The sequence below is a fragment of the Streptococcus sp. SCPM-O-B-23252 (M501) genome, assembly GCF_058200355.1.
In genome coordinates this window covers 702,589-724,648 of sequence record NZ_JBYQGS010000001.1, presented here as the reverse complement: position 1 = coordinate 724,648, position 22,060 = coordinate 702,589, and the positions used below count along the sequence as shown (strand labels likewise).

Annotated in this window: 24 protein-coding genes; 3 read left to right on the top strand and 21 right to left on the bottom strand. The window is 40.5% G+C overall.

The features are described 5' to 3' along the window. Positions 1–84 precede the first annotated feature (84 nt). The 15 genes from AC3E6G_RS03570 to AC3E6G_RS03500 all read right to left on the bottom strand — a co-directional run bounded on the left by AC3E6G_RS03570 (position 85) and on the right by AC3E6G_RS03500 (position 12,953). Positions 85–2,292: a CAP domain-containing protein gene (locus tag AC3E6G_RS03570; protein WP_238656602.1), complete on the bottom strand. Its 2,208-nt coding sequence runs from the start codon at positions 2,290–2,292 to the stop codon at positions 85–87. Between the two features lie 129 nt (positions 2,293–2,421). Next, on the bottom strand, positions 2,422–3,138 hold the full coding sequence (gene trmD / locus AC3E6G_RS03565) for a tRNA (guanosine(37)-N1)-methyltransferase TrmD (RefSeq protein WP_003007469.1): 717 nt from the start codon (positions 3,136–3,138) through the stop codon (positions 2,422–2,424). Beyond that, the gene (gene rimM, locus AC3E6G_RS03560) at positions 3,128–3,646 is read right to left on the bottom strand and encodes a ribosome maturation factor RimM (protein WP_070675786.1); all 519 of its coding nucleotides are present in this window, start codon (positions 3,644–3,646) and stop codon (positions 3,128–3,130) included. Before rimM ends, trmD begins: the two co-directional genes overlap by 11 nt. A 36-nt stretch (positions 3,647–3,682) precedes the next feature. Continuing rightward, positions 3,683–4,465: an alpha/beta hydrolase gene (locus AC3E6G_RS03555; RefSeq protein WP_490700468.1), complete on the bottom strand. Its 783-nt coding sequence runs from the start codon at positions 4,463–4,465 to the stop codon at positions 3,683–3,685. Positions 4,466–4,539: 74 nt separating this feature from the next. Beyond that, entirely contained in the window at positions 4,540–4,872 is a 333-nt protein-coding gene (locus AC3E6G_RS03550; RefSeq protein ID WP_490700467.1) for a MazG nucleotide pyrophosphohydrolase domain-containing protein, read from the bottom strand. A gap of 43 nt (positions 4,873–4,915) precedes the next feature. Continuing rightward, positions 4,916–5,155, bottom strand: coding sequence for an RNA-binding protein KphA (kphA, locus tag AC3E6G_RS03545; protein ID WP_003001620.1), 240 nt, complete (start codon positions 5,153–5,155; stop codon positions 4,916–4,918). A gap of 19 nt (positions 5,156–5,174) precedes the next feature. Beyond that, positions 5,175–5,447, bottom strand: a complete 273-nt coding sequence (gene rpsP, locus AC3E6G_RS03540; RefSeq protein ID WP_006596292.1) for a 30S ribosomal protein S16 — start codon at positions 5,445–5,447, stop codon at positions 5,175–5,177. Positions 5,448–5,570: 123 nt separating this feature from the next. After that, on the bottom strand, positions 5,571–6,320 hold the full coding sequence (locus AC3E6G_RS03535) for a hypothetical protein (protein WP_314837224.1): 750 nt from the start codon (positions 6,318–6,320) through the stop codon (positions 5,571–5,573). A gap of 89 nt (positions 6,321–6,409) precedes the next feature. After that, positions 6,410–7,033 carry a hypothetical protein gene (locus AC3E6G_RS03530; RefSeq protein WP_490700466.1) on the bottom strand — a complete coding sequence of 208 codons (624 nt, stop codon included), beginning with the start codon at positions 7,031–7,033 and terminating at the stop codon, positions 6,410–6,412. An 80-nt stretch (positions 7,034–7,113) separates the two neighbouring features. After that, entirely contained in the window at positions 7,114–7,806 is a 693-nt protein-coding gene (gene pynA, locus AC3E6G_RS03525) for a pyrimidine 5'-nucleotidase PynA (protein ID WP_314837225.1), read from the bottom strand. Between the two features lie 380 nt (positions 7,807–8,186). Further along, entirely contained in the window at positions 8,187–8,954 is a 768-nt protein-coding gene (locus AC3E6G_RS03520; RefSeq protein ID WP_490700465.1) for a hypothetical protein, read from the bottom strand. A 164-nt stretch (positions 8,955–9,118) separates the two neighbouring features. Next, positions 9,119–9,613 (bottom strand): YkgJ family cysteine cluster protein, encoded by a 495-nt coding sequence (locus AC3E6G_RS03515; RefSeq protein WP_048788853.1) that lies wholly within the window; start codon positions 9,611–9,613, stop codon positions 9,119–9,121. Positions 9,614–9,831: 218 nt separating this feature from the next. Then, the gene (locus AC3E6G_RS03510; protein WP_272078482.1) at positions 9,832–10,491 is read right to left on the bottom strand and encodes a hypothetical protein; all 660 of its coding nucleotides are present in this window, start codon (positions 10,489–10,491) and stop codon (positions 9,832–9,834) included. 139 nt (positions 10,492–10,630) lie between these two features. Next, positions 10,631–12,454: a translation elongation factor 4 gene (gene lepA, locus AC3E6G_RS03505; protein ID WP_414281052.1), complete on the bottom strand. Its 1,824-nt coding sequence runs from the start codon at positions 12,452–12,454 to the stop codon at positions 10,631–10,633. 61 nt (positions 12,455–12,515) lie between these two features. Further along, positions 12,516–12,953 carry a GNAT family N-acetyltransferase gene (locus AC3E6G_RS03500; RefSeq protein WP_490700464.1) on the bottom strand — a complete coding sequence of 146 codons (438 nt, stop codon included), beginning with the start codon at positions 12,951–12,953 and terminating at the stop codon, positions 12,516–12,518. A gap of 198 nt (positions 12,954–13,151) precedes the next feature. On the opposite strand from AC3E6G_RS03500, the gene AC3E6G_RS03495 reads away from it, so the two are divergent. From AC3E6G_RS03495 to pepT, 3 genes are read left to right on the top strand one after another with little or no spacing between them, the layout of a single operon-like run. After that, positions 13,152–13,904 carry a LexA family transcriptional regulator gene (locus tag AC3E6G_RS03495; RefSeq protein ID WP_490700463.1) on the top strand — a complete coding sequence of 251 codons (753 nt, stop codon included), beginning with the start codon at positions 13,152–13,154 and terminating at the stop codon, positions 13,902–13,904. Next, on the top strand, positions 13,901–14,719 hold the full coding sequence (locus AC3E6G_RS03490) for a Cof-type HAD-IIB family hydrolase (RefSeq protein ID WP_490700462.1): 819 nt from the start codon (positions 13,901–13,903) through the stop codon (positions 14,717–14,719). The genes AC3E6G_RS03495 and AC3E6G_RS03490 overlap by 4 nt, the downstream gene beginning before the upstream one ends. A gap of 14 nt (positions 14,720–14,733) precedes the next feature. Beyond that, the gene (gene pepT, locus AC3E6G_RS03485) at positions 14,734–15,954 is read left to right on the top strand and encodes a peptidase T (RefSeq protein ID WP_490700461.1); all 1,221 of its coding nucleotides are present in this window, start codon (positions 14,734–14,736) and stop codon (positions 15,952–15,954) included. Between the two features lie 336 nt (positions 15,955–16,290). On the opposite strand, the gene AC3E6G_RS03480 is transcribed toward pepT, so the two are convergent. The 6 genes from AC3E6G_RS03480 to AC3E6G_RS03455 form a co-directional block, all read right to left on the bottom strand. Next, a complete protein-coding gene (locus AC3E6G_RS03480; protein ID WP_490700460.1) occupies positions 16,291–18,018 on the bottom strand; it encodes an ATP-binding protein in 1,728 nt (575 codons plus the stop codon). Beyond that, positions 18,015–19,112 carry a carbamoyl phosphate synthase small subunit gene (locus tag AC3E6G_RS03475; RefSeq protein WP_048788846.1) on the bottom strand — a complete coding sequence of 366 codons (1,098 nt, stop codon included), beginning with the start codon at positions 19,110–19,112 and terminating at the stop codon, positions 18,015–18,017. Before AC3E6G_RS03475 ends, AC3E6G_RS03480 begins: the two co-directional genes overlap by 4 nt. Positions 19,113–19,198: 86 nt before the next feature. Beyond that, positions 19,199–20,116 carry an aspartate carbamoyltransferase catalytic subunit gene (locus tag AC3E6G_RS03470; RefSeq protein ID WP_490700459.1) on the bottom strand — a complete coding sequence of 306 codons (918 nt, stop codon included), beginning with the start codon at positions 20,114–20,116 and terminating at the stop codon, positions 19,199–19,201. A 93-nt stretch (positions 20,117–20,209) separates the two neighbouring features. Further along, positions 20,210–20,731, bottom strand: a complete 522-nt coding sequence (gene pyrR, locus AC3E6G_RS03465; protein WP_006596278.1) for a bifunctional pyr operon transcriptional regulator/uracil phosphoribosyltransferase PyrR — start codon at positions 20,729–20,731, stop codon at positions 20,210–20,212. A gap of 243 nt (positions 20,732–20,974) precedes the next feature. Further along, positions 20,975–21,613, bottom strand: coding sequence for a Pr6Pr family membrane protein (locus AC3E6G_RS03460; RefSeq protein WP_490700458.1), 639 nt, complete (start codon positions 21,611–21,613; stop codon positions 20,975–20,977). Between the two features lie 44 nt (positions 21,614–21,657). Continuing rightward, positions 21,658–21,993 (bottom strand): zinc ribbon domain-containing protein YjdM, encoded by a 336-nt coding sequence (locus AC3E6G_RS03455; protein WP_490700457.1) that lies wholly within the window; start codon positions 21,991–21,993, stop codon positions 21,658–21,660. Between the last annotated feature and the right edge of the window lie 67 nt (positions 21,994–22,060).

The following is a 22,060-nucleotide window of genomic DNA, read 5'->3' as shown; positions in this document are numbered from 1 at the left end:
AGCCCTACTCAACTGTGCGGAGGTGGGACGACGAAATCGAATTCTAACGAATTACTGATTTCTGTCTCACTCTCACTTTAACAACTAGTCATCTTTTTTAAACCCAAACCCTCGCAACCATTTGGATAATCCTTTTTTACGTTTGTGTTCGTCTTTTCCAGTAGCTTTCTCAAGGTCAGCTTCGTCTTGCAAGTGATCTTCTGATTGAGTAGAAGCCAGTATCGAAACTTGGGCCTGATCAGTAACTTCTTCCCCTCCTGCTACTACAGGTTGGTTTCCATCCTCATTTGACTGAATTTTCTCTATCCGACTCCTGAACTCACTAGCTTCTTTTTGATAAGCCATAAAACTTGCAAAGGCTGTTTCAAATTCTACTTTTTTCTCTTCAAGTTCAGTTTTTGCGGAAGCCACCAAGGCTTGGGCATCAACTAGCAGTTCAGATGAATTAGTAAACAGTTTAAGATGACCTTTAGCTTGCGTTAATTGTTTTTGAGCGATTTGAAGTTGAGCATGTGCGCCTTCAAGCTTAGATCTAGTCTCCTTCGCTGCATTCTGTAAAGCTTCTAATTGCTTTTTATCTTCTTCTAATGCCAGAGTAACATTTTTCAAGGCTTCTTCTTTCGGGCTAATACTACCTTGTATACGAGCTCGTGATACTGCCAGTGAGTTTTCGGCTTCCTTGACTTCTATCGACGCAGCCTGCCATTTCTTCATCGCAGAAGCTAAGTTACGTTGTGCACGTGCCAATAGTTGCTCATGACTTGCAAGAGAATTCTTGACATCGAATAAATGCCCAGAAAGGATATTGATGCGGGATTCTTGGTTAATCTTTTCGACCTTTAGGCTCTCCAATGTATTTTTTACAGCCTTCACATCCGCTTTTGTCGTCCTTGCATTGGCAACTTTTCTCATCCACTTGGTCAGTTCTTCGCTGGTATAAAGCGGACTTCCTTCTTCAAAGAAAGCTGCTTGAGATACTTCTAAATCTGGAGCATAGGCAACTGAAATAGCCTTGTATTGATTCCCCATCATGTGGATATAGTGGCCAACCTTAGCAAATAGCTCCGGTCCCACTTTTCTGAAGATCTGACTAGGATCTAGCTGACTTTCATCCGTCGGTAAATTGAATTGCTTGGCTAATTGACGATAGTGGTCTTTTTCACTATACCAGAAGGCAACCGCTTCTCTAGGTCGATAGCCCCAGGCAACATTCTCATTCTCTTGGTAACTGGACAAGCCTTTTCGATGGTTAACATAATACTCTGTTTGAAGTTGACTAGCAGGCAATTGATAAGGATCTACCAAGAGCTCCTCTAAACCAGCCTGGCGACGGTACTGATTAATCGTATCTACGATTTCTAACGCTTTTAAGACGTTATCTAATCTAGTGACCTTTCCACCTGCCAGCTGCTCCTCTTCACTCCTACGGCTATAAAGAGACAAGGCATCGACAGCGCCTTGGTCACCCGCCTTGGCCCACTCTTGAAGCAAACCCTCATAGCTTGCCTGTTGAAGATTGATGGGACTTAGCATTGCCGCTTCACGGACCTGTTCTAACTCCACTTCTTTTTGGGAGATTTGATGAGTTAATTTCTCAACTTTCTCCTGTACTCCCGCGATCTCACTAGAAATCTGCTTTAAGACCTGAGGCACTTTGGCATCAGTTTCTGTCAGTTGAACCACTAATGCTTGAGCTAGTTTTACTTCATTTTGCGCCTGCCCCTCTTTTTGCTGTGCGTTGGCTAATACTGTCTCATCGTTCTGGATGGGTTGTTTGGCTTTTCTCAATTCATTACCTGCAATATCTACAAGTAATTGTTGGGCAGCGATTTTATTCTCTTGATTCTTGATGGCAGAACGGACTTGGCAATCGGCTTCTGTTGCTTGGCGTACCTTGTCTTCTTCTAAAGTAACAACTGCTTCACCAACCGCAACTTCATTTTCAGTTTTGCCAATAGTGCTTTGATTGGAGTTTTGAATCCTTGTTTCAGTATTCTGTAAGTTCGCTTCAGCAGCTTCAAGACCAGACTTGGCTACATTGTATTCAGATTGAGCCTGATTCAAGAGCAAACGTTGGTCTTCTACTCTTTTTTCAGCTTTTGCTAACTGTTCATTTAAGATATCCATATCCATAAAACTTGAATCCATTCCAGTCATATCCGTCGACTGCTGATCCCCAGCATCCTTCTGAGTGATCTCCTCCGCTTGCGTCTTATGTCCAGCCAAACCTGAAAAGAGGGTTGTCGCAGCGACACCCGTTGTAAAGACTGATTTTCCTATTTTTTTACCCATTGCAATCCCCACCAAAACTTTTTCATTTCTCTTCTCTCTTCATAAGAATACCACATTTTGTTACCAATAACTAGTAGGATGGGAAAGATTTTTTCTAATTTTAGAGCAAAAGAAAAACAGCTGTCGCTGTTAGTCTTCTTGTTTAATTTGCTCCAACATCTTCTCTTCTTCTGCTGTCAATTCATAGTTTTCTAGCAGATCAGGGCGACGCTCCAAGGTCTTTTTCAAACTCTGGTAAAGACGCCATTGACGGATATTTTCATGGTGACCACTCATGAGGACATCTGGAACCGTCATCCCTCGGTATTCATAAGGTCGTGTGTATTGAGGATACTCTAAGAGACCAGACGAGAAACTATCATCCTGGTGGCTGGATTCTTTTCCGATCACCTCTGGAATCAAGCGGACTGTCGCATCAATCATGGTCATGGCTGCTAGTTCACCGCCCGTCAGAACATAATCTCCCAGAGAAATCTCATCTGTTACCAAGGTCTTGATCCGCTCGTCGTAGCCTTCATAGTGACCACAGATAAAGATCAATTCTTCTTCCTGAGCTAACTCTTCTGCATAGGCTTGGTCAAAGGTCCGACCAGCAGGGTCCAGTAAGATCACGCGCGGATTCTTTTTCTCAATGGCATCAAAGGCATCGAAAATCGGCTGAGCTCGCAAGAGCATGCCTTGCCCGCCACCATAGGGTTCATCATCCACATGCCGCGCCTTCTCTGCATTTTCACGGAAATTATGGTAGTTGATCTCTAATAGACCTTTTTCACGAGCCTTTCCGACGATAGAGTGCTCCAGGGGTGAAAACATCTCTGGAAAGAGGGTTAAAATATCAATCTTCATCGTCTAACCCTTCCAAGATATCTACATCCACCCGGTTTCCTGGGATATCAATATTGAGGACCACTGGTGGGATATAAGGCAAGAGAAGGTCTCGTTTACCTTTGCGTTTGACCACCCAGACATCATTGGCACCCGGTTGCAGGATTTCCTTGATCTGACCGATGAGCTGGTCATTTTCATAAACATCAAGGCCAATGATCTCGTGGTAGTAAAATTCACCATCCTCCAAATCCGTCAAGTCTTCCTCGGCAACCTTGAGGCTAAAACCCTTGAACTTTTCGATGGCATTGATATGGTACATATCCTTAAACTTGATGATATCAAAGTTCTTGTGCTTACGGTGACTGGCAATGGTCACTGTTTGGACAAACTGATCCTTCTCATCGAAGAGAGCCAACTCCGCTCCTTTTTTAAAGCGCTCATCCGCAAAGTCTGTCACAGACAAGACCCGCATCTCTCCTTGCAAGCCTTGGGTATTGACAATTTTCCCAACGTTAAAATAATTCATTTTATTCTTTACATTCCTCTTTTAATTAATTTATCTCTACAGTTCTCTAATAAGAGCTGCAATTTTTTCCGATTCTGACCACTGTAGATAGTGGTGGTTTCCACCTAGAATGAGTTTTGTATTAGAATTCCAATATTCTGAATCTCTATACTCTTTTTCTCTGTACGCCTGACAAAATACGAAAACAGGAATATCATCTGCTAAGGACAAGCTATCAAAATCTTCAGCGGTAATAGTTACAGATATCTGAAATCCAGGAACTTGCTTTTCCAATTCTAAGCCCTTTTCTTCCATCAATTCCCAAATCAGTCTATCAGTTTCAGGTTCAAATGTTGCTTGAGTTAGTCCCTTAAAATAATTTTCCGGACCACATTCTTCAATCATCCTCATTTGCTCTTCCATTTCTGGATAAGGATTTTTTGAAAAATCAGCAAACATTATATTTTTTGTTGTTGGTTCAATTGCTATCAAAGCTTGACACTTAATTGGTTTACTCATCAACTTTAACGCCAAAACACCACCTAAACTATGAACACATAGTATATAATCAGAAATTTCCAATCCTTCCAGAATTTCGTATACCGTATCAACCAGACTGTCAAAATTTAGTCCTGCCTGATTATGAATCAAACTCCTTCCTGTATTTGGAAAATCAATTGTAAGGTAGCCCATTGAAGAAGGAAGTTTTTCAAGTATTGGTAGAAAATTTTCATAAGTTGGTATCAAACCAGCACCATTTAAACAGACTAGTACTCTATTTCTTTTTTTATAAGTAACAGAGAGACAACCAATCTTTGTAGTTACTTCAAATCGGTTCATATCAAAACCACTCATTCTATACAATAATTCACTAAATATTCTTATGTTTATTTTATCACGTTCAAGGGATTTTCTCAAATGCTCTTTTCTGCTAGAAACTGCTCCAAATCCTTATCGTGCTGGTATTTGACAGCTGCTGTTTTATCCTTTTCAAAGATAGTTTTGGTGAGGTCGATGTCATTGATAGCTGCGATAGAGACTGTATAGTGAATTATATCAGCCAGTTCTTTAGCCAATTCCTCATTTGAGTCCTTAACCCCTTCTTTTCGTCCAGAACGTCCATTTAAGACCTCGGCAACTTCACCAACCTCTTCGACGAGCTTGATAAACAGACCTTCTTCTGTACGACTGTCTTGGTAATGTTCCTTTAAATAGGCTTGCAATTGGCCAATGGTCACTTGTTTCATAGCTTCTCCTTGTAACAAAAAAACGGGACAATGTCCCGCCTTTTTATTTTTCGTCAATAACGATTCTTACTTTTTTATCTTCAGTTGGGACAGAGTAGACAATCGTTCTTATCGCAGAAATGGTGCGACCTTTCCGACCGATCACTCGACCAACATCGCTAGGATCAAGGTCAAGGTGGTACTCCAAGAATTCAGGAGTATCTTCGATCTTGATGGTTAAGGCATCCGGTTGTGAAATCAAGGGTTTCACAATTGCAATAATAAGATTTTCAATCGTATCCATACATCAACCTACTTTATGATTATTTTGAGAATTTAGAATCGTGGAATTTCTTCAAGACACCTTCTTTTGAAAGGATGTTGCGAACTGTATCTGAAGGTTGAGCTCCATCAGCCAACCATGCAAGAACGCGGTCTTCTTTCAAAGTTACTTGGTTTTCTTCAACAAGTGGATTGTAAGTTCCAACTGTTTCGATGAAACGTCCATCACGTGGTGAACGTGAATCTGCTACGTTGATACGGTAATAAGGTTTTTTCTTAGAACCCATACGAGTCAAACGAATTTTAACTGCCATTTTTATAAGTCTCTTTTCTATATTTTAATTTTCGGTGAAATAGACAAGCTATTTAGCACATAATCTATTATAACACATTTTATAGACCTGTCAAGAAAAAAACTTGACACTATTAAAAATTTTTTAATCGATCTCAAAGTAATAAGATCCTTCATTTTTGGAATCCGATTCAATCACATAGTTCCCAGGAGGAAGACCGGATACATCCAAGTGCTTTCCTTCAAATTCTTTGGCGAGGGAAGTCACTGTAACGGTAAAGGAAAATCCCTTAATTTGGCGGTAGGTAGCATAATCCAAGGTTAGAATCCCTCGAAGATCCGTTTCTCCAGCTTTCTCGGCAGCTAGCAAGTCTCTTGCTAACTGATCTTCAAAATCGGGATTTTGTATTGGTAACTGGAGACGAATCTCGCTTACCTCGAGGCCCTGTTGATGGAATCGCTCTTTTATCTCTTGCTTTAATTGTTGAAATCCTTGAGATTCCGTAAATGCTCTTTCGAAGAACGGAGCTACTAACCAACTGTTGTAATGTTGAGCCAGTTCTCCTGCCGTGTCATAGTTTTTCCCAGTTTCTTCTTTTGATAGATGAGTCGCATCGGGAAAGTCAAACTGAACCGTCTTTCCCTCAACTCTTTCTTGATAGGTATAAGCATATTTGGTCGACATCCCATGGAGTTTAGCTGCTTTAAAATGTAGGTCTCCTTTAAATCCTGCTTCCTGATAAAAGCCAGAAATTTGCTGTTGGATTTCTTTTTCTTCTTGATTAGTAAAATAAAAGAGAAAACAAATCAAGAGAGCGACCACCGTGAAGAATGCACGAACTAGGTAGCCGACCCATTTCTTGATATTGAATGGTATTTGTTTAAATATATTCATTTATCCATAATAACAAAAAACTAGCCCGAGAGCTAGTTTGTAATGGAATGAAATTTGAACAAAGCTTGTTCAGATTCTTAAAGAAACGCTTATATTTGATGTTCCTCCACATCACCGCTGCACTCTATCCATGGATATTCCCTGAACAGATAGGACCAAAAGTGATGCCACTCCTCTTTCTGATAGCTAATAGCGAGATAGTATTCCTTGTAGTCAAAATCCCTTAACACAAGAAAATACTTAGGAGGAAGAAGTGATTTGTTTCTACCAGAGTATCTACTATAACTATACTTTTGAAATTTCTGAAGTTGGATTTTCCAAATGTCCTCATCTATTCTCAGATAGTCGAAACAAGACCGGTAGGTTATCAAATAGCCCTTATATACAAGTAATTTCAACCTCGGTTCTCTGAATTCCGCTTCCTTCTCTATTTCCTGCAAAGAGATTGATTCGATCCATTCCTGCGAAAACTCTCTGCCTTTTCTGCTTGTTTTACAAATCAGACGAACAAATTCGAATACTTGCCGAATGAGAATGAAAGAAACCGTACAGCCAAGCATAATCCACGCTCGAAACCCTTTTCTTTCCTGGATAGTAGCTTGATCCCAATCCATCCCATTTAACAAGAATAACAGATAGAAAGCTGCACCAGCTAATAGGAGGATATAAGCTAGTCGAATAAGAAATTGAAAAAATAAACTCTTTCTAATCATTTAACCCCGTTTACACTCTCCTTCTTTTCAGGTCAATTCCTTTTCACCTCTAACTGAAAGCAACTGGTATCAGTACTAGGCTAATCCTTTCGCAAGAGAGCCAATAAAGCCTCATAAGAATCCACTTCATAAGTCGGCACTACTGGACTGGTATTTTCTTTGTGATCCGGATTGTACCAGACGGTATCAATCCCCGCAGCATTGCCTCCAGCGATGTCCGCCGTCAAAGAATCGCCAATCATGAGAGCTTGTTCCTTGGCAAATCCTGGGATCAGGTTCGCAATCTTTTCGTAAAAGGCCACTTCCGGTTTTTGAGTTCCTAATTGTTCAGAGATGAAAATTTCTTTGAAATAAGGGGTAATGGCTGATTGCTTCAAACGCCCTTGTTGAATGGCAGTAACGCCGTTGGTAGCACCATAGAGCTGGTAACCTCTTTTTACTAGCTTAGCTAACAAGTCTTCTGCTCCTGAGAAAGTCTGTCCCTGTCGACTAATGTAGTCCTGGTATCGAAGAGCCATCTCTTCACCATCTACCTCTCTACCAAAATGGGCAAAGGCAATGGCAAACCGGCTGTTAATCAAGTCTTTCTTGCTAATCTTCTTTTGCTCCAAATCTTTCCAGAGGCCTTGGTTCATGGGTTTGTAGTAATCTTTAAAGGATTGGATATCTTGAACCCCCTGATATTGGAGAAATTGCGTTAAGGCCACTTCCTCCGCTGTATCAAAGTCCAACAAGGTGTGGTCTAGGTCAAAAAGTAAAAATGTATATGCCAAATTAATACCTCATTCTTATTTTTTATATTTTTAACAATTAGCAAAATATTTTGTTAGTATGTTACATAAAAACAACACTGATTAAGTATGACAAAATAACTGTTCTCTCTAAAAAGCAAAAATAGAATTTTATCTTTTATATTAAGTATTAATTACTGTTAAATATTATTTATTGTAATGTCCCATAAATCTTCAAAAAAACATTCAATAGAATCAGTACGTATTCTTAAATTCTCTTCATAAAAAGACTTAACATTACCTATAGATAAATATTTTGAAGCTGGACTTTTTTTAGTTAAAATCTCAATGCAAGTATTACTTTCTAAACATAGTAATTTGAAGTAACTATTCAAAAAATTTTCTCTAAAGTGTTTATTATTTTATCTTAAAAAAATTTTTAATTTATTTGATTTTTTTATGGCATAAGTTAATAAACAAACCATCCAAATTTGACTTGGCAATATTTTCTTTAGTTGAAAATAATCTTTCAAAGCCTTTGTCATTTTATGTCCTTTTTGCCACTCATTCTCGTTTTCGGAAGCATAAGGAAAAAATTCCCAAAGTGCAACTGGAGTAACTTTATCTAAATTAAAAATCATATCATAATGAGCTTCTTTTAATTGAACATGTTTTCCCATCTTTGCATAAAACAAACCATTAGGTCCGAAATAATAGTCATTATTTAGAATACTTTTTCTATTGTCAAAAGGTTTCTTATATATGGTTGTATCTAATCCATATGGCTCATGCTGGACAGTCATTTTAGGATTTATACCAAGAATTATAACCTTAGGATCAATAAAATTACCATCAAAAGCTTGTTCAAAGTCTTTAAATCTAGATTGTACTATATCTTTGGATTTAGAATCATTTTTTAATAACTGTTCAATATTCTCAATCAGTAACTCACCTAAAATAAAACAATCAGGTTCTGCTAAAGAAGTGAAATTATAACCATTTTTTGAAAAACCTGCTTTATTCCATGGATTTGAAGATTCGATTTCAAGCCTTAAATCATCGCTGAAAGGTTTGCTTTCTTTAAGAATTTTATCAAAAAGCTGTAGGTATTTATCATAATAACTTTTTGCTTTATTATAATCAGAATTGCTAATTTTAAATATATGGCTATACTTATCTTTCAGAATCATTAAATTTCCTTTTTTTCATCAATATACTTAGTGTATCATTAATATGTCTATAAAAATTCTAACTATACTAGTATTTATTAAAAAATTTAAAATTACTCTATACTAGTCTAAATAAATTATCAATCCAATAATTTTTTATAAAACACAACAAGAATAAATTATAGTTACAAACGATCCTTCAATTTTTCTACAAATAAATAAGCTGCTGGGCAAGTGAGGGTATTCTTGATAGTCAGATGGTTGATCTGGTAGATTTTCTTGCGGTCTGTATGAGGAAATTCTCGGCAAGCCTTGGGACGCACATCGTAGATGGAACAGAGATTATCACCACCCAAGAAAGGGCAAGGCATGGATTTAAAAACCTTATCCCCATCTTCATCGACTTGAAGAAATTCCGCCTCAAAAGCTGGAAGCTTCATCTTGAAATACTTGGCGATGCGCGTGATATCTGCTTCTTTAAAATCGGGTCCTAGGGTCTTACAGCAGTTGGCACAGGCTGTACAATCAATTTCTTGAAAGACTTCATCGTGGATCTCTTGGGCTATTTTATCTAGATTTTTAAGAGGCTTCTTTTTCAGATTCGCCAATACCTTGCGGTGCTCCTTTTGCTTTTGAACCGCTAACTGATGGTATTTTTCTAAGTCAATTTCTTGAGACATAAACTACTTTCTAATTGCTAAATGGATAAGAGCATTATACCATACTCAACAAAAAAGAGCAGGTTAAAATAAATGGAAGACACCATTCATTCTATCCTACCCTCAAGATCTTCGATTAAGAGAAATTCAATTTCCCATAGTAGCTGCTTTTCCAGCGCCTCATGACTTTTATCAGACCCTTTCTAGCTTAGACATATTGGCTTATTCTTCATAAGAACTTAGGCTTTTGGACCTTTCTCATCCAAACTCCAAGTTTCTTCAATGTAAGGAATGAATTGAGCCAAGGTCTCTGGATCCCCTTCAAAAGACATCAAGTATACCTTATCATCCTTTTGGAAGACCCAAGTAATGAGGTACTGTCCAGATTTAAGGATAATATTCAGCTGCAAGGCTTCATTCCCTGAGACAGTAGTCTTCGCTCCCCACATTTTCTCTACTTCTTTATTGTCATTCCAATAATAAGCAATTCGGTTCGCAATCAACTCTGCGTTGAAGACTTCCCCTTCACCAACATTTGCTTTCTCTTTAGTATACCCGTTCATGGTAACGATATTGTAGGCACTTCCATCTGTAAATTGAATGCTGTCTCCACCATCTATATCTGTAAATTTAATCCACTTGCTTGGGATATCGATATAACCATAATCTGGAGAACCAACCCGTTTGGTTTCAACAGAACTCTTGGTATCATCCGATGATTTTGACTCCACCTTGCTAGAAGTCTTTTTACTAGAGGATTTTTTGCTCTTTTTTACCACCTCAGTGGAACTAGATTCAGATGACAATGGTTTTCTAGACTCTTTTTTAGGTGTGCTACAAGCTACAAGGGCAACAGCTGATAAGACCGAGACAGTCGCTAGTAGGAACTTATTTTTCATCTTTCCTCTCCTTTGTGATGGTTTTTGATACCTCTAGTGTATCACGTTCAATGAAGATTTGAAAGCGCTATTTGTCTAGTCCGATACAAAAACGCCCCTAACGGGACGTTTGATTTGTTGGAATATTTCAGAGAGAAGCTTACTCCTCATCCATTGAAAGAACTGACAAGAAGGCTTCCTGTGGTACTTCTACTGAACCGATAGCTTTCATTCGTTTCTTACCGGCTTTTTGTTTTTCAAGAAGCTTGCGTTTCCGTGAGACGTCCCCACCATAACACTTGGCTAAGACGTTCTTCCGAAGGGCCTTGATATCTGTACGAGCCACGATCTTATGACCGATAGCTGCTTGGATAGGCACTTCAAACTGTTGACGAGGGATAATCTTCTTGAGCTTCTCAACAATCAACTTACCACGTTCATAGGCAAAGTCCTTGTGAACGATAAAGCTGAGGGCATCGACGGTATCTCCATTGAGGAGAATATCCATCTTAACTAGTTTGGATGGACGGTACTCAGACAACTCATAGTCAAAGCTAGCATAGCCACGAGTAGAAGACTTCAATTTATCAAAGAAATCAAAGACAATTTCAGCCAGTGGGATTTGATAGATGACATTGACTCGATTTTCATCGATGTAGTCCATGGTCACAAAATCACCACGTTTACGTTGGGCCAATTCCATGACAGCTCCGACAAACTCCTGTGGCACCATGATTTGCGCTTTGACATAAGGTTCTTCGATTGAAGCAATCTTGGTTGGATCTGGAAACTCAGACGGGTTAGACACATCCAGCACTTCTCCGTCTGTCAAATTGACCTTGTAGATAACAGACGGTGCTGTCATGATCAAATCAATATTGAACTCGCGCTCCAAGCGTTCTTGGATAACATCCATATGAAGGAGGCCCAAGAATCCACAACGGAAACCAAAACCAAGCGCTTGCGATGTTTCAGGTTCAAACTGTAAACTAGCATCATTGAGTTGCAATTTTTCGAGAGCTTCACGAAGGTCATTGTATTTATTGGATTCGATTGGATAAAGACCTGCAAAGACCATTGGATTCATTTGTTTGTATCCATGAAGAGGCTCAGCTGCTGGATTGGTCGCTAAGGTCACAGTGTCTCCGACACGAGTGTCCGCAACAGTCTTGATAGAGGCTGCAATATAACCAACATCTCCTGTCGCAAGGAAATCACGACCGACCGCTTTAGGAGTAAAGATCCCTACTTCAGTCACATCAAAGGTCTTGCCATTGCTCATCAGCTGGATGGTGTCGCCAGGCTTCACCATACCATTAACCACCCGAACTTGAAGGATAACTCCACGATATGGGTCGTATACTGAGTCAAAGATCAAGGCTTGCAATGGAGCAGCAACATCCCCAGTAGGAGCTGGAACTTTCTCGACGATTTGTTCCAAAATCTCTTCAATCCCGATACCAGCCTTGGCTGAAGCTAGGACTGCCTCACTGGCATCCAGACCAATGACGTCTTCTACTTCTGTTCGTACCCGTTCTGGATCTGCAGCTGGCAAGTCGATTTTATTGATAACTGGCAGGATTTCCAAATCATTATCCAAAGCCAGGTAAACATTTGCCAGAGTCTGGGCTTCAATCCCTTGAGCCGCATCCACTACGAGAATGGCCCCTTCACAGGCAGCAAGTGAACGCGAAACCTCATAAGTAAAGTCCACGTGTCCCGGAGTGTCAATCAAGTGGAAGATGTAGGTTTCTCCGTCTTTTGCCGTGTAATTCAACTCGATGGCATTAAGCTTAATGGTAATCCCACGTTCCCGTTCCAAATCCATGCTGTCCAAGAGCTGGGCTTGCATTTCCCGACTAGAAACGGTCTCAGTTTTTTCTAAGATTCGGTCCGCCAAGGTTGACTTTCCGTGGTCAATATGGGCGATAATCGAGAAGTTCCGAATCTTCTCTTGTCGTTTCTTTAATTCTTCTAAATTCATTTTTTCATCCTTATAAAACTATTCAGTATATTATAACAAAAAAGATAGGCCTTTGCCTATCTTAATCCATTATTTTCAAAAATCGCTTCTGTGTTTTATTTCCTTCATAACCTATATGTTCATAAAAAACATGGGCATCTTTACGATGGGAGGCAGAACTCAAACGAATAAAAGAAAAGTTATGAGTTCGAGCAAGAGCTTCAACTTGCTCCATCAATTGCCGACCAATCCCACGTCCTTGAGCAGAAGGAAAAACAGCTAGTCCTAAAACATTTAAACCTGGATCGCTATATATACTCTCATAGGCTTCTGCTTCGACATAGCCTAAAATATTCCCAGTTTGGTCCTCTTCGTAAACAAAGCAAAAGTGACCCGAATCTGGCTGATTGAATTTATCGATCTGAGCTGTTACTTTCTCAAGGGTCGAATCATACCCCAATGCCTGGTGGCACAAATCACGAATTTGACCTGCATCTTTAATTTGAACGGTCCGAATCATACTTTTACCTCCATGAAGTCTTTTCCTTTATTTTAGACCTTATACCTAAAAATATCAAGTTTTAAAATATATTAATAGAATATATTATGTTTCTATTTAATTCGAATTAAAATAATTAATGAACAATAAAGGATTTCTATTTACTTTTTCGATTTAATTCGCTATAATGAATTGTAATGTAAAAAGGAGGTGAAGATCTTGGCAAGAGGACGTGGAAAAGCAAGCCCACAAGATAAAGAGGCTTTGCGCATTATTTCCGAGAAAATAAGAGAACTATTAAAGGTTCAGAATAAGAAACAGGTCGATTTATCTCGTACTACTGGTATCCCAGCTAGTACCTTGACTGGCTATGTAAAAGGGACTTCTCTCCCAGTCAGTGAAAACTTAGAAAAGATTGCTAGTTTCTTTGAAATCCCCATCTCTGACCTAGATCCTCGTTATGGACAACCAGATACCTTGGAGGATTCTAAGATTGAGTTTATCTATAAGCAACTGGATGAGGATTTTCAAGATTCACTCTTAGAGGAAGCCAATCGCTTGTTGGTTTTGCAGGCCGAACGGAAACGTATCGAGAAGAAATACACACCATATACGGTCTTCGATAGTTATGCTGCAAGTCAAAGTGCTTCTAAGGGAGATTTGGTTTGGTTTGATCAAAAACTAGCTTATGATCTAGCACTTTGGATTCATACAGACTCGCTGGAACCTAAATATCCAAAGAGATCTGTTGCCCTAATCAAGCAAACTTTCTACGATACTGCTGGTGCCATCTATGCTATTGAGTACGATGGGCAAACCTTGATCAAGCGTGTCTTTCGTGAAGCCCAAGGGATTCGTCTCGTTTCCCTCAATAAAAAGTATAGTGATAAGATTATTCCTTTAGAAGAGGAGCCGAGAGTCATCGGTAAAGTCATTGCTAGCTTTCTACCAGCTAAGGAGGACGAGCTATGATTCGATTAGTTGCTATTGATTTAGATGGGACCCTTTTATCACCAGACAAAACCATTAGTCCTGCTAATAAGCAGGCTCTTTTGGATGCTGAAGCTGCTGGTGTACACGTCGTTATCTGTACAGGTCGCCCTCTCTCTGGTGTACGTCCAATTTTTGAAGAAATTGGCTTCAAAAGTAATCACTCCTACTCTGTGATTAACAACGGTTGTACAACTGTCAAATCATCAGATTGGTCTATCATCAGTTATAATGCCTTATCTGAAGAAGATTTGGTTTATCTTGATCAACTGACTCAGAAGATTTACCCTCAATTGAGTTTATTCGATTTAAATCGTTATATCATTTTGAATAAGGAACCTTCTGAAATAGCTAAAATGGATGCTAGCATCGTTTCTGCAGTCCCCGTGTCACTTGGCCTAGAAGAAATTCTTGAGGCACGACCGATTTTCCAAGGAATGTTTATCGATCAGAAAGAGCAGATTGATGTCTTTCAAGAAACCTATGAAGAAGTATTAGCCCAGCGCTTCCACACTATTCGCTCCCAACCAATCCTATTTGAGATCCTTCCTAAAGGGGTAAATAAAGCGACCGGCTTAAAGGCACTGGAAGAATACTTGGGAATACCAAGGCAAGAGGTCATGGCTATCGGGGATGAGAACAACGATATTGAAATGATTGAGTACGCGGGTCTTGGAGTTGCTATGGGCAATGCTCCAGCTCCTATTAAAGCTTTGGCTGATGTCACTACTACTTCTAACGAAGAAGACGGTGTCGCCACCGCTATCAAGCGCTATGTTCTACAAGTACAGAACTAGAAAAGGAAAAACAAATGAAATACCCAACATTATTAGAACGTTTTTTAACCTATGTCAAAGTCAACACTCGCTCTGATGAGACTTCAACAACAACTCCTAGTACACCTTCTCAAGTAGAGTTTGCAAAGAATGTACTGCTTCCTGAAATGGAACGAGTTGGACTGCAAAATGTTTATTACCTTCCAAATGGTTTTGCGATTGGAACGCTGCCAGCAAACGATCCAAGTCTTACCCGAAAGATTGGCTTTATCTCTCATATGGATACAGCTGACTTCAATGCTGAGAATATCAGCCCACAAGTCATTGAAAACTATGATGGTGGCACTATTGCTCTCGGTGATTCTGGTTATTCACTTGATCCAGCCGACTTTGCTAACCTCCATAACTACAAAGGTCAAACCTTGATCACTACTGACGGTACGACCCTTCTTGGTGCAGATGACAAATCAGGGATTGCTGAGATTATGACAGCCATCGAATACTTGACTGCCCATCCAGAAATCAAACACTGCGAAATCCGAGTTGGCTTTGGACCAGATGAAGAAATCGGAGTCGGAGCAGATAAGTTTGATGCAGAAGATTTCAATGTAGACTTCGCTTATACAGTGGACGGTGGTCCTCTTGGTGAATTGCAATACGAAACCTTCTCTGCTGCAGGAGCTGAAATCACCTTCAAAGGGCGTAATGTGCACCCAGGTACTGCAAAGAACCAAATGGTCAATGCTCTCCAGTTAGCCATTGACTTCCACAATCAACTCCCTGAAGAAGACCGCCCTGAAAAAACAGATGGCTACCAAGGCTTCTTCCATTTAATGAATATTGATGGGACTGTTGAGGAAGCGCATGCTAGCTACATTATACGTGACTTCGAGACAGAGAACTTTGAAGCCCGTAAAGCCATGATGGAAGACATCGCAAGCAAGATGAACCAAGAACTTGGTGCCGAACGTGTTCTCTTGACCCTTAAAGACCAGTACTACAACATGAAACAGGTCATCGAGAAAGACATGACACCAGTCAACCTGGCTAAGGAAGTTATGGAAGATTTGGGCATTACGCCAATCATCGAACCAATCCGCGGCGGTACAGACGGTTCTAAGATTTCCTTCATGGGAATTCCAACTCCAAACCTTTTCGCTGGTGGCGAAAATATGCATGGTCGCTTTGAATATGTCAGCCTTCAAACCATGGAACGTGCAGTGGATACCATCATCGGAATTGTTAGCCATTCCTAATCCAGTGTTTTGTTTTTAAAATTTCTTCTGTTAAAATAACCAAAGAATTTCAGATAAAATATTTAATCTACTTGGAAACTTTCCTTAGGTGAGTACGGACGTCAGCGAACTTCCAAGAAGTTCCATGACTTAGTTTTGAGCCTAAGGTCTCAAAACTCCCGAGTGCCTGAAACAAAATTGTTTCAGGCACTTTTCTAACTGCGAAAAGTTTTAGAACTACTTAACTGTATCAAAAAATGAGCTCATGTTTTTAAATAGTCAGCTAACTATTTTATATAATAAACAGTTTGTTTTTATCCTAAAAGAGCTTCGGTTATCTTGACCGAAGCTCTTATTCTATTCATCCAAATATTCTACTTGACCAAACTGGCTGTTAATCTGGTCTTGGTAAGTCTCATAAATTGAAAGAGGGATTCGCAAGCAAGTATCTGCTGCATGTCCTGCAAAAGGACGATGTGTCAGAAGGACTACTTTTCTTCCCTTTTCATGCTCCTGCTTCAAGCGATCTATCAGTCTAAGAATCTGGCTCGAATCTTCTGGAGCGCTTCGATCAACCAATAAGGTCCATTGACTCCAATCTGGTGCCTCATTCTCGCCACAGATAGAAGTATAGTAAGAAACCCTTTCGCCAACTTGACCGAATCTAGCTGTTAAATCCAAAGGACGTAATTTTAGCTCAGGACATAGTTGCTCCTTCTCTTGTCGCTCATACAAGTAAAGATTATATAAAAACTGGAGATAAAAAGGGTCCATACGGCTCAGGTCACTCACTTCTTCCATCTCGAATCCTCTATGAAATGCCTCTAAGATAGATGAGAAACGATATGGCATTCGTTTGGCGATCCGTTGGATCAATTCATCGTCTGAAACTTCCTTCAGAATATGCTTAGGCCATTGATCCGAACCGAAGTTTTCAACAGCTTGCTGATAGGCTTCTTCTAGACTTGTACCAAACCCATGAATTGCACCAACTGAATGAATTTGTGTATTGAGAACTTTTGTCACCTTTTCCATTGGAAAGACGGGTAGTTTAAAGAAAATACGATCTAGAGTGGGTTCAAACAGGGCTGTAAGACCCTTCATCGTAGGATGAGGAAGGTCCAAAAGGTGGTCGCCTAACTTTAAGCATAAGGCTTGGTGGTAAATCGAATAACCTAAGGCCATGGACATGGTCGAGAAGGAATCCGAAGCAAATGGATTGACCTCAAGAATATAGAATTGGTAACTCTTTGGATCTAGCGCAAACTTGATGGAAGTTGCTCCAACCAGTCTCAAATGCCGGATAATAGACAAGGCTGCCTCTCTCAAGGTCTGATGCTCGGTATCCGTCAGCGTCAGACTAGGGATGACTTGATAAGAATCACTGGAGTGGATCCCCACCGGGTCGACGCTCTCAATGTTTCCAGCAAGATAATAATTATCCTGACGATCTCGGACAACGATGTATTCCAACTCCTTGAAACCAACCGTCGAGAACTCCAACAAACACTGAGCCTGTGGCGATACTTCTAGTCCCTTTTCGACAGCCTCACAAAGGTCGTCCAAGTTATTAGCAATCCGACGACCTTGCCCATGCTTGCTGGCAAGTGGCCAAACAACAATTGGGAATTGGATCTGCTCTGAAAACTCAATAGCCTCTCTGACTGTCGAAACCAAGGATGAGGAAGGAACTTGATAGCCCAAGTCCTGTAGAAATGACTTTTGGTCTGCCTGGTGGTAAAAGGTACGGTACTGCCTAAGCGAAGTTCCTAGAATACGGATCTTGTGTTCCTTGAGAAATCCAATTTCCTCCAATCGGAATAATAGCCCAAGGACTTGCTTATCCGCAAAAGACAACAGTAAATTTTTTGTTTTTGTCGCTAGAAGGGCTTCTTTGAGACTATCCAACTTTAAACGAATAACCGAAAGAGCATCTCCTGCCTCTTTGGTGATGTCGTTCTCGTCTCCACAATAGAGGACTTCTGTCTGATAACCACGTTCTTTTAATAAGGGACAAGACGTGAGTGCTCCAAGCAAACTGACATCATTGAAGGATTCTGCACACAACAGCGTTACTTGATTCATGACCATAACTCCTCCCTTCTTTCGTCTAATTTACTTTCAATCAGATCCATAAATTCGTCATAGAAATAGAGACTTTCCCTTGGTCCTGGACTGGACTCAATATGGTAGAGAACACCAATCAAGGGAAGATAGCGGTGACGAAAGGCCTCGATCGAGTGATCATGAAGTTCCTCATGGGTGATCAGAAAATCTCGTGGAAGAGTATCGCGCTCGATGTTGTACTGGTGATTCTGACTAGTGATTTCGACTTTTCCAGTAGCCACCTCTTTTACAGGAATGTTTAGACCTCGATGAGGACTTTTTAATTTCGCGAGGCTTCCTCCGTGGGCAAGGGCCAGCAATTCTGCCCCCAAGCCAATCCCCATGATCGGAATATGAGGATCGATTTTAGCAATTACCTGGCAAATACCATCGATATGATGAGGATTCCCTGGACCACTGGATAGAATGATGCCATCTGGCTGCAAATCCTTTAATTCCTTCAATTTAACTGAATAAGGAACGACCGTGACGTTACAACCTCGTGCAATCAATTGACGCAAAACGGAATGCCGTAAGCCCAAGTCGATCAAGACGATACTCTTACCAAACCCTGGTGCAGCATAGGGGGTTTTGGTCGACACCTGGCGGACTTGGTCAAAAGGTAAGACGGTTGCCCGAAGCTGGTCCAAGATATGCTCGATCGCATCCCCCTCATTGACCACTGTAGCCTTGATACTTCCATGTTCTGTAACAATTTTAGCCAGCTTTCGAGTATCGATTCCTTGGATCCCTGGAATATTGTGTTTCTTCAGGTAAGCATCCAAGGATAACTGTTTGCGCCAATTATTGGGATGACTCGCTAATTGATGCACCACCACTGCTAGACACCCAGGAAAAATAGATTCATAATCATCTCGGTTTATCCCAGTTGTACCGATAACTGGAAAAGTAAAGGCTAAAATTTGCCCCTTATAGGACTGGTCGGTAATCAACTCCTGATAACCCGTCATGGCAGAATTTAAGACCAATTCCCCACTGACATAGGTATCAGCTCCAAAACCAGTTCCTTCAAAAACCGTCCCATCTTCTAATACTAAGAGACGTTTTACCATAAATTCTCCTTACAAACTCCAAAAAGAAAAGTGAGAAAAGACCACCTTTTTGTAGACTCTCTCACTTCTCCTTTCTTTTTTACATATTATTTACGTCCAGCTAAAACCGCTTCGATGATAGCCATGCGGACAAAGACACCATTGGTCATTTGCTCCACGATGCGTGATTTAGGAGCTTCTACCAAGTGGTCAGCAATCTCCACATCACGGTTTACTGGAGCTGGGTGCATCAAGATGGCTGTGTCTTTCATACGATCATAGCGTTCTTGTGTCAAGCCATGCAAACGATGGTAGTTCTCTTTTGAGAAGAGTGACTCATAATCATGACGCTCGTGTTGCACACGGAGGAACATCATGACATCGACCTCTTCGATCACTTCATCAATCGTCACAAAGGTTCCATAATCTTCAAATTCCGCACTTCTCCACTCGTCTGGACCAGCAAAGTAAAGGGTTGCTCCCAAGCGTTTCAAGATTTGCATATTGGATTTTGCCACCCTTGAGTGATCCAAGTCACCAGCGATACAAACCTTGAGTCCATCAAAATGACCAAACTCTTGATAGATGGTCATCAAGTCTAGCAAACTTTGACTTGGGTGTTGACCAGATCCATCTCCCCCGTTGACAATAGAGGCTGTGATGGTTGGACTTTCAATCAATTGCTTGTAGTAGTCTACTTCTGGGTGACGGATGACGCAGATATCAACTCCGAGAGCTGACATGGTCAAAATAGTATCGTAGAGAGTTTCTCCCTTGTTTACAGAGCTCGTTTTCACATCAAAGCCAAGGAGGTCACAACCTAATTTCAACTCAGCCACTTCAAATGCTTTGTGCGTACGTGTTGACGACTCAAAGAAGAGATTAGACACGATGTGTTGCTCATCGTAATGAGCTTTTGCTCCATTTTTAAACTCAATCCCACGCTTAATCAAAGCCATAACTTCTTCGTTTGATAAAGCTTCCATTGAGACAAGGTTTTTAAGTGCGATTTGATTTGTAGACATGTTGTAACTCCATTCCAAAGATATGCATATGTGAAAACGATACAGGAGGCTTCCTCAGTCGCTCCTGTATATAGCGACGATTTGAAAACTACCTTATTCACTCACCTCGATCAAGATGCGATCTTGACCATCCAACTCAGTCATCTCGACAATGATTTCCTCTGATCGACTTGTTGGAATGTTCTTTCCAACATAGTCTGGTCGGATCGGCAATTCTCTATGACCACGATCCACTAGGACTGCCAGGCTGACACGCGATGGACGTCCACGACTGACAAGATTATCGATGGCTGCTCGAATGGTCCGACCTGTATAAAGGACATCATCAATCAGGATGACATCTTTGCCAGTAATATCTACTGGTAAAACGGTTGAATCTTCTGTTACTTTGATATCATCACGGAAAGGCTTGGTATCCAATTCACAGACCGGAACTTCTATTTGTTCTAGCTGTGCTAACCTTTCTTTGATGCGATTGGCAATGAAAACTCCACGAGTTTTGATCCCTACCAAAACAATTTGGCTCAGATCCTTATTCCGTTCAATGATTTCATAAGTGATGCGTGTAATCGCTCGCTTCATGGTCAAATCATCAACGACTTCTTTGATCTTCATCTTTTCCTCCTAATTGATAGAAAAAAGCCTCCCTTTTCAAGGAGGCTTCAGAAAAATATCAAGAGATAAGACCTAGAACGCATCTAGTTCACCCCTTATTTTGATCAGACTCCTTGCCTGCCTCACGGGACAGGATTAAAGGACTATTTAATTATCCATACTATATCACAGTTTATAGTGGGATGCAAGAAAAAACTCATTATTTTCTATGAATGTTCGGATTTACATCCACAAATCTTCTATTTAATGATGATCTGTTCCTTTTTTCCCAATCCTCTTCAAGGCAAACAAGCCACATCCAGCTAGTAAATAAGCAACAAAAATGATGCTCGCCATCTTGACCACATAGAGCCAACCAAAACGATTGACATTGATAAAGAAATAAGGGAAAGGACTGTCTTTTGCCCCTGGTACTGGCCACTTAAGGACCAAACCGTTGAGAAGGGCAAAGACCATATAGAGCAAGGGAAGCACGGTCCAAGCTAATGGATCCGACTTACGGTATTGTTTCGGTTTATCAATCACCAGGGTGTCAAAGAAGAACATCAAAGGAACAATGTAGTGACAGAGGAAGTTTTCCAAGCGGTAAAACTTCTCAGGTGTCGCGATGGGTGCTAGCATAAAGTGGTAGATGACACAGGTGATCATAATAGACATGGTGACACCGCCCTTTAAGCGAAGATAGCCCTGAGTCTGGGTCGAACGACCACGAAGCATGCGCCAGACCATGTCCCCCATAAAGAACATGACCAACATGTTGGACAAAATGGTGTAATAGAGCATCATCCCAAAGCCACCATGCTTGGTCAGTTGCAGATAAACGCCGATCACACTCAAGATAAACAATAGAAAACGATAGCTAAACAATAGTTTGAATTTCATAGTATTCTCCCAAAAGAAAAGGGTTTAGGCCCTTCTTCTTATCCTTAGATTTTCTTCACAAATTCTGATTTGAGTTTCATTGCACCAAAGCCATCAATCTTACAATCGATATTGTGGTCGCCTTCGACGATACGGATGTTTTTCACGCGCGTTCCTTGTTTCAAATCTTTTGGTGCGCCCTTCACTTTCAAGTCTTTGATCAAGGTGACAGTATCACCATCAGCCAATTTATTTCCATTCGAGTCGATGGCTACAACACCTTCTTCTTCCACAACTTCAGCTGGGTTCCATTCATAAGCACACTCTGGACAGACCAAGAGGGCACCATCTTCATAGACATATTCAGAATTACATTTTGGACAGTTTGGTAAGTTATTCATTTCAATCTCCTTATCAAAATTAACTCCCATAGTATACCATGAAAGGGAAATTTTGACAAATTCTGTT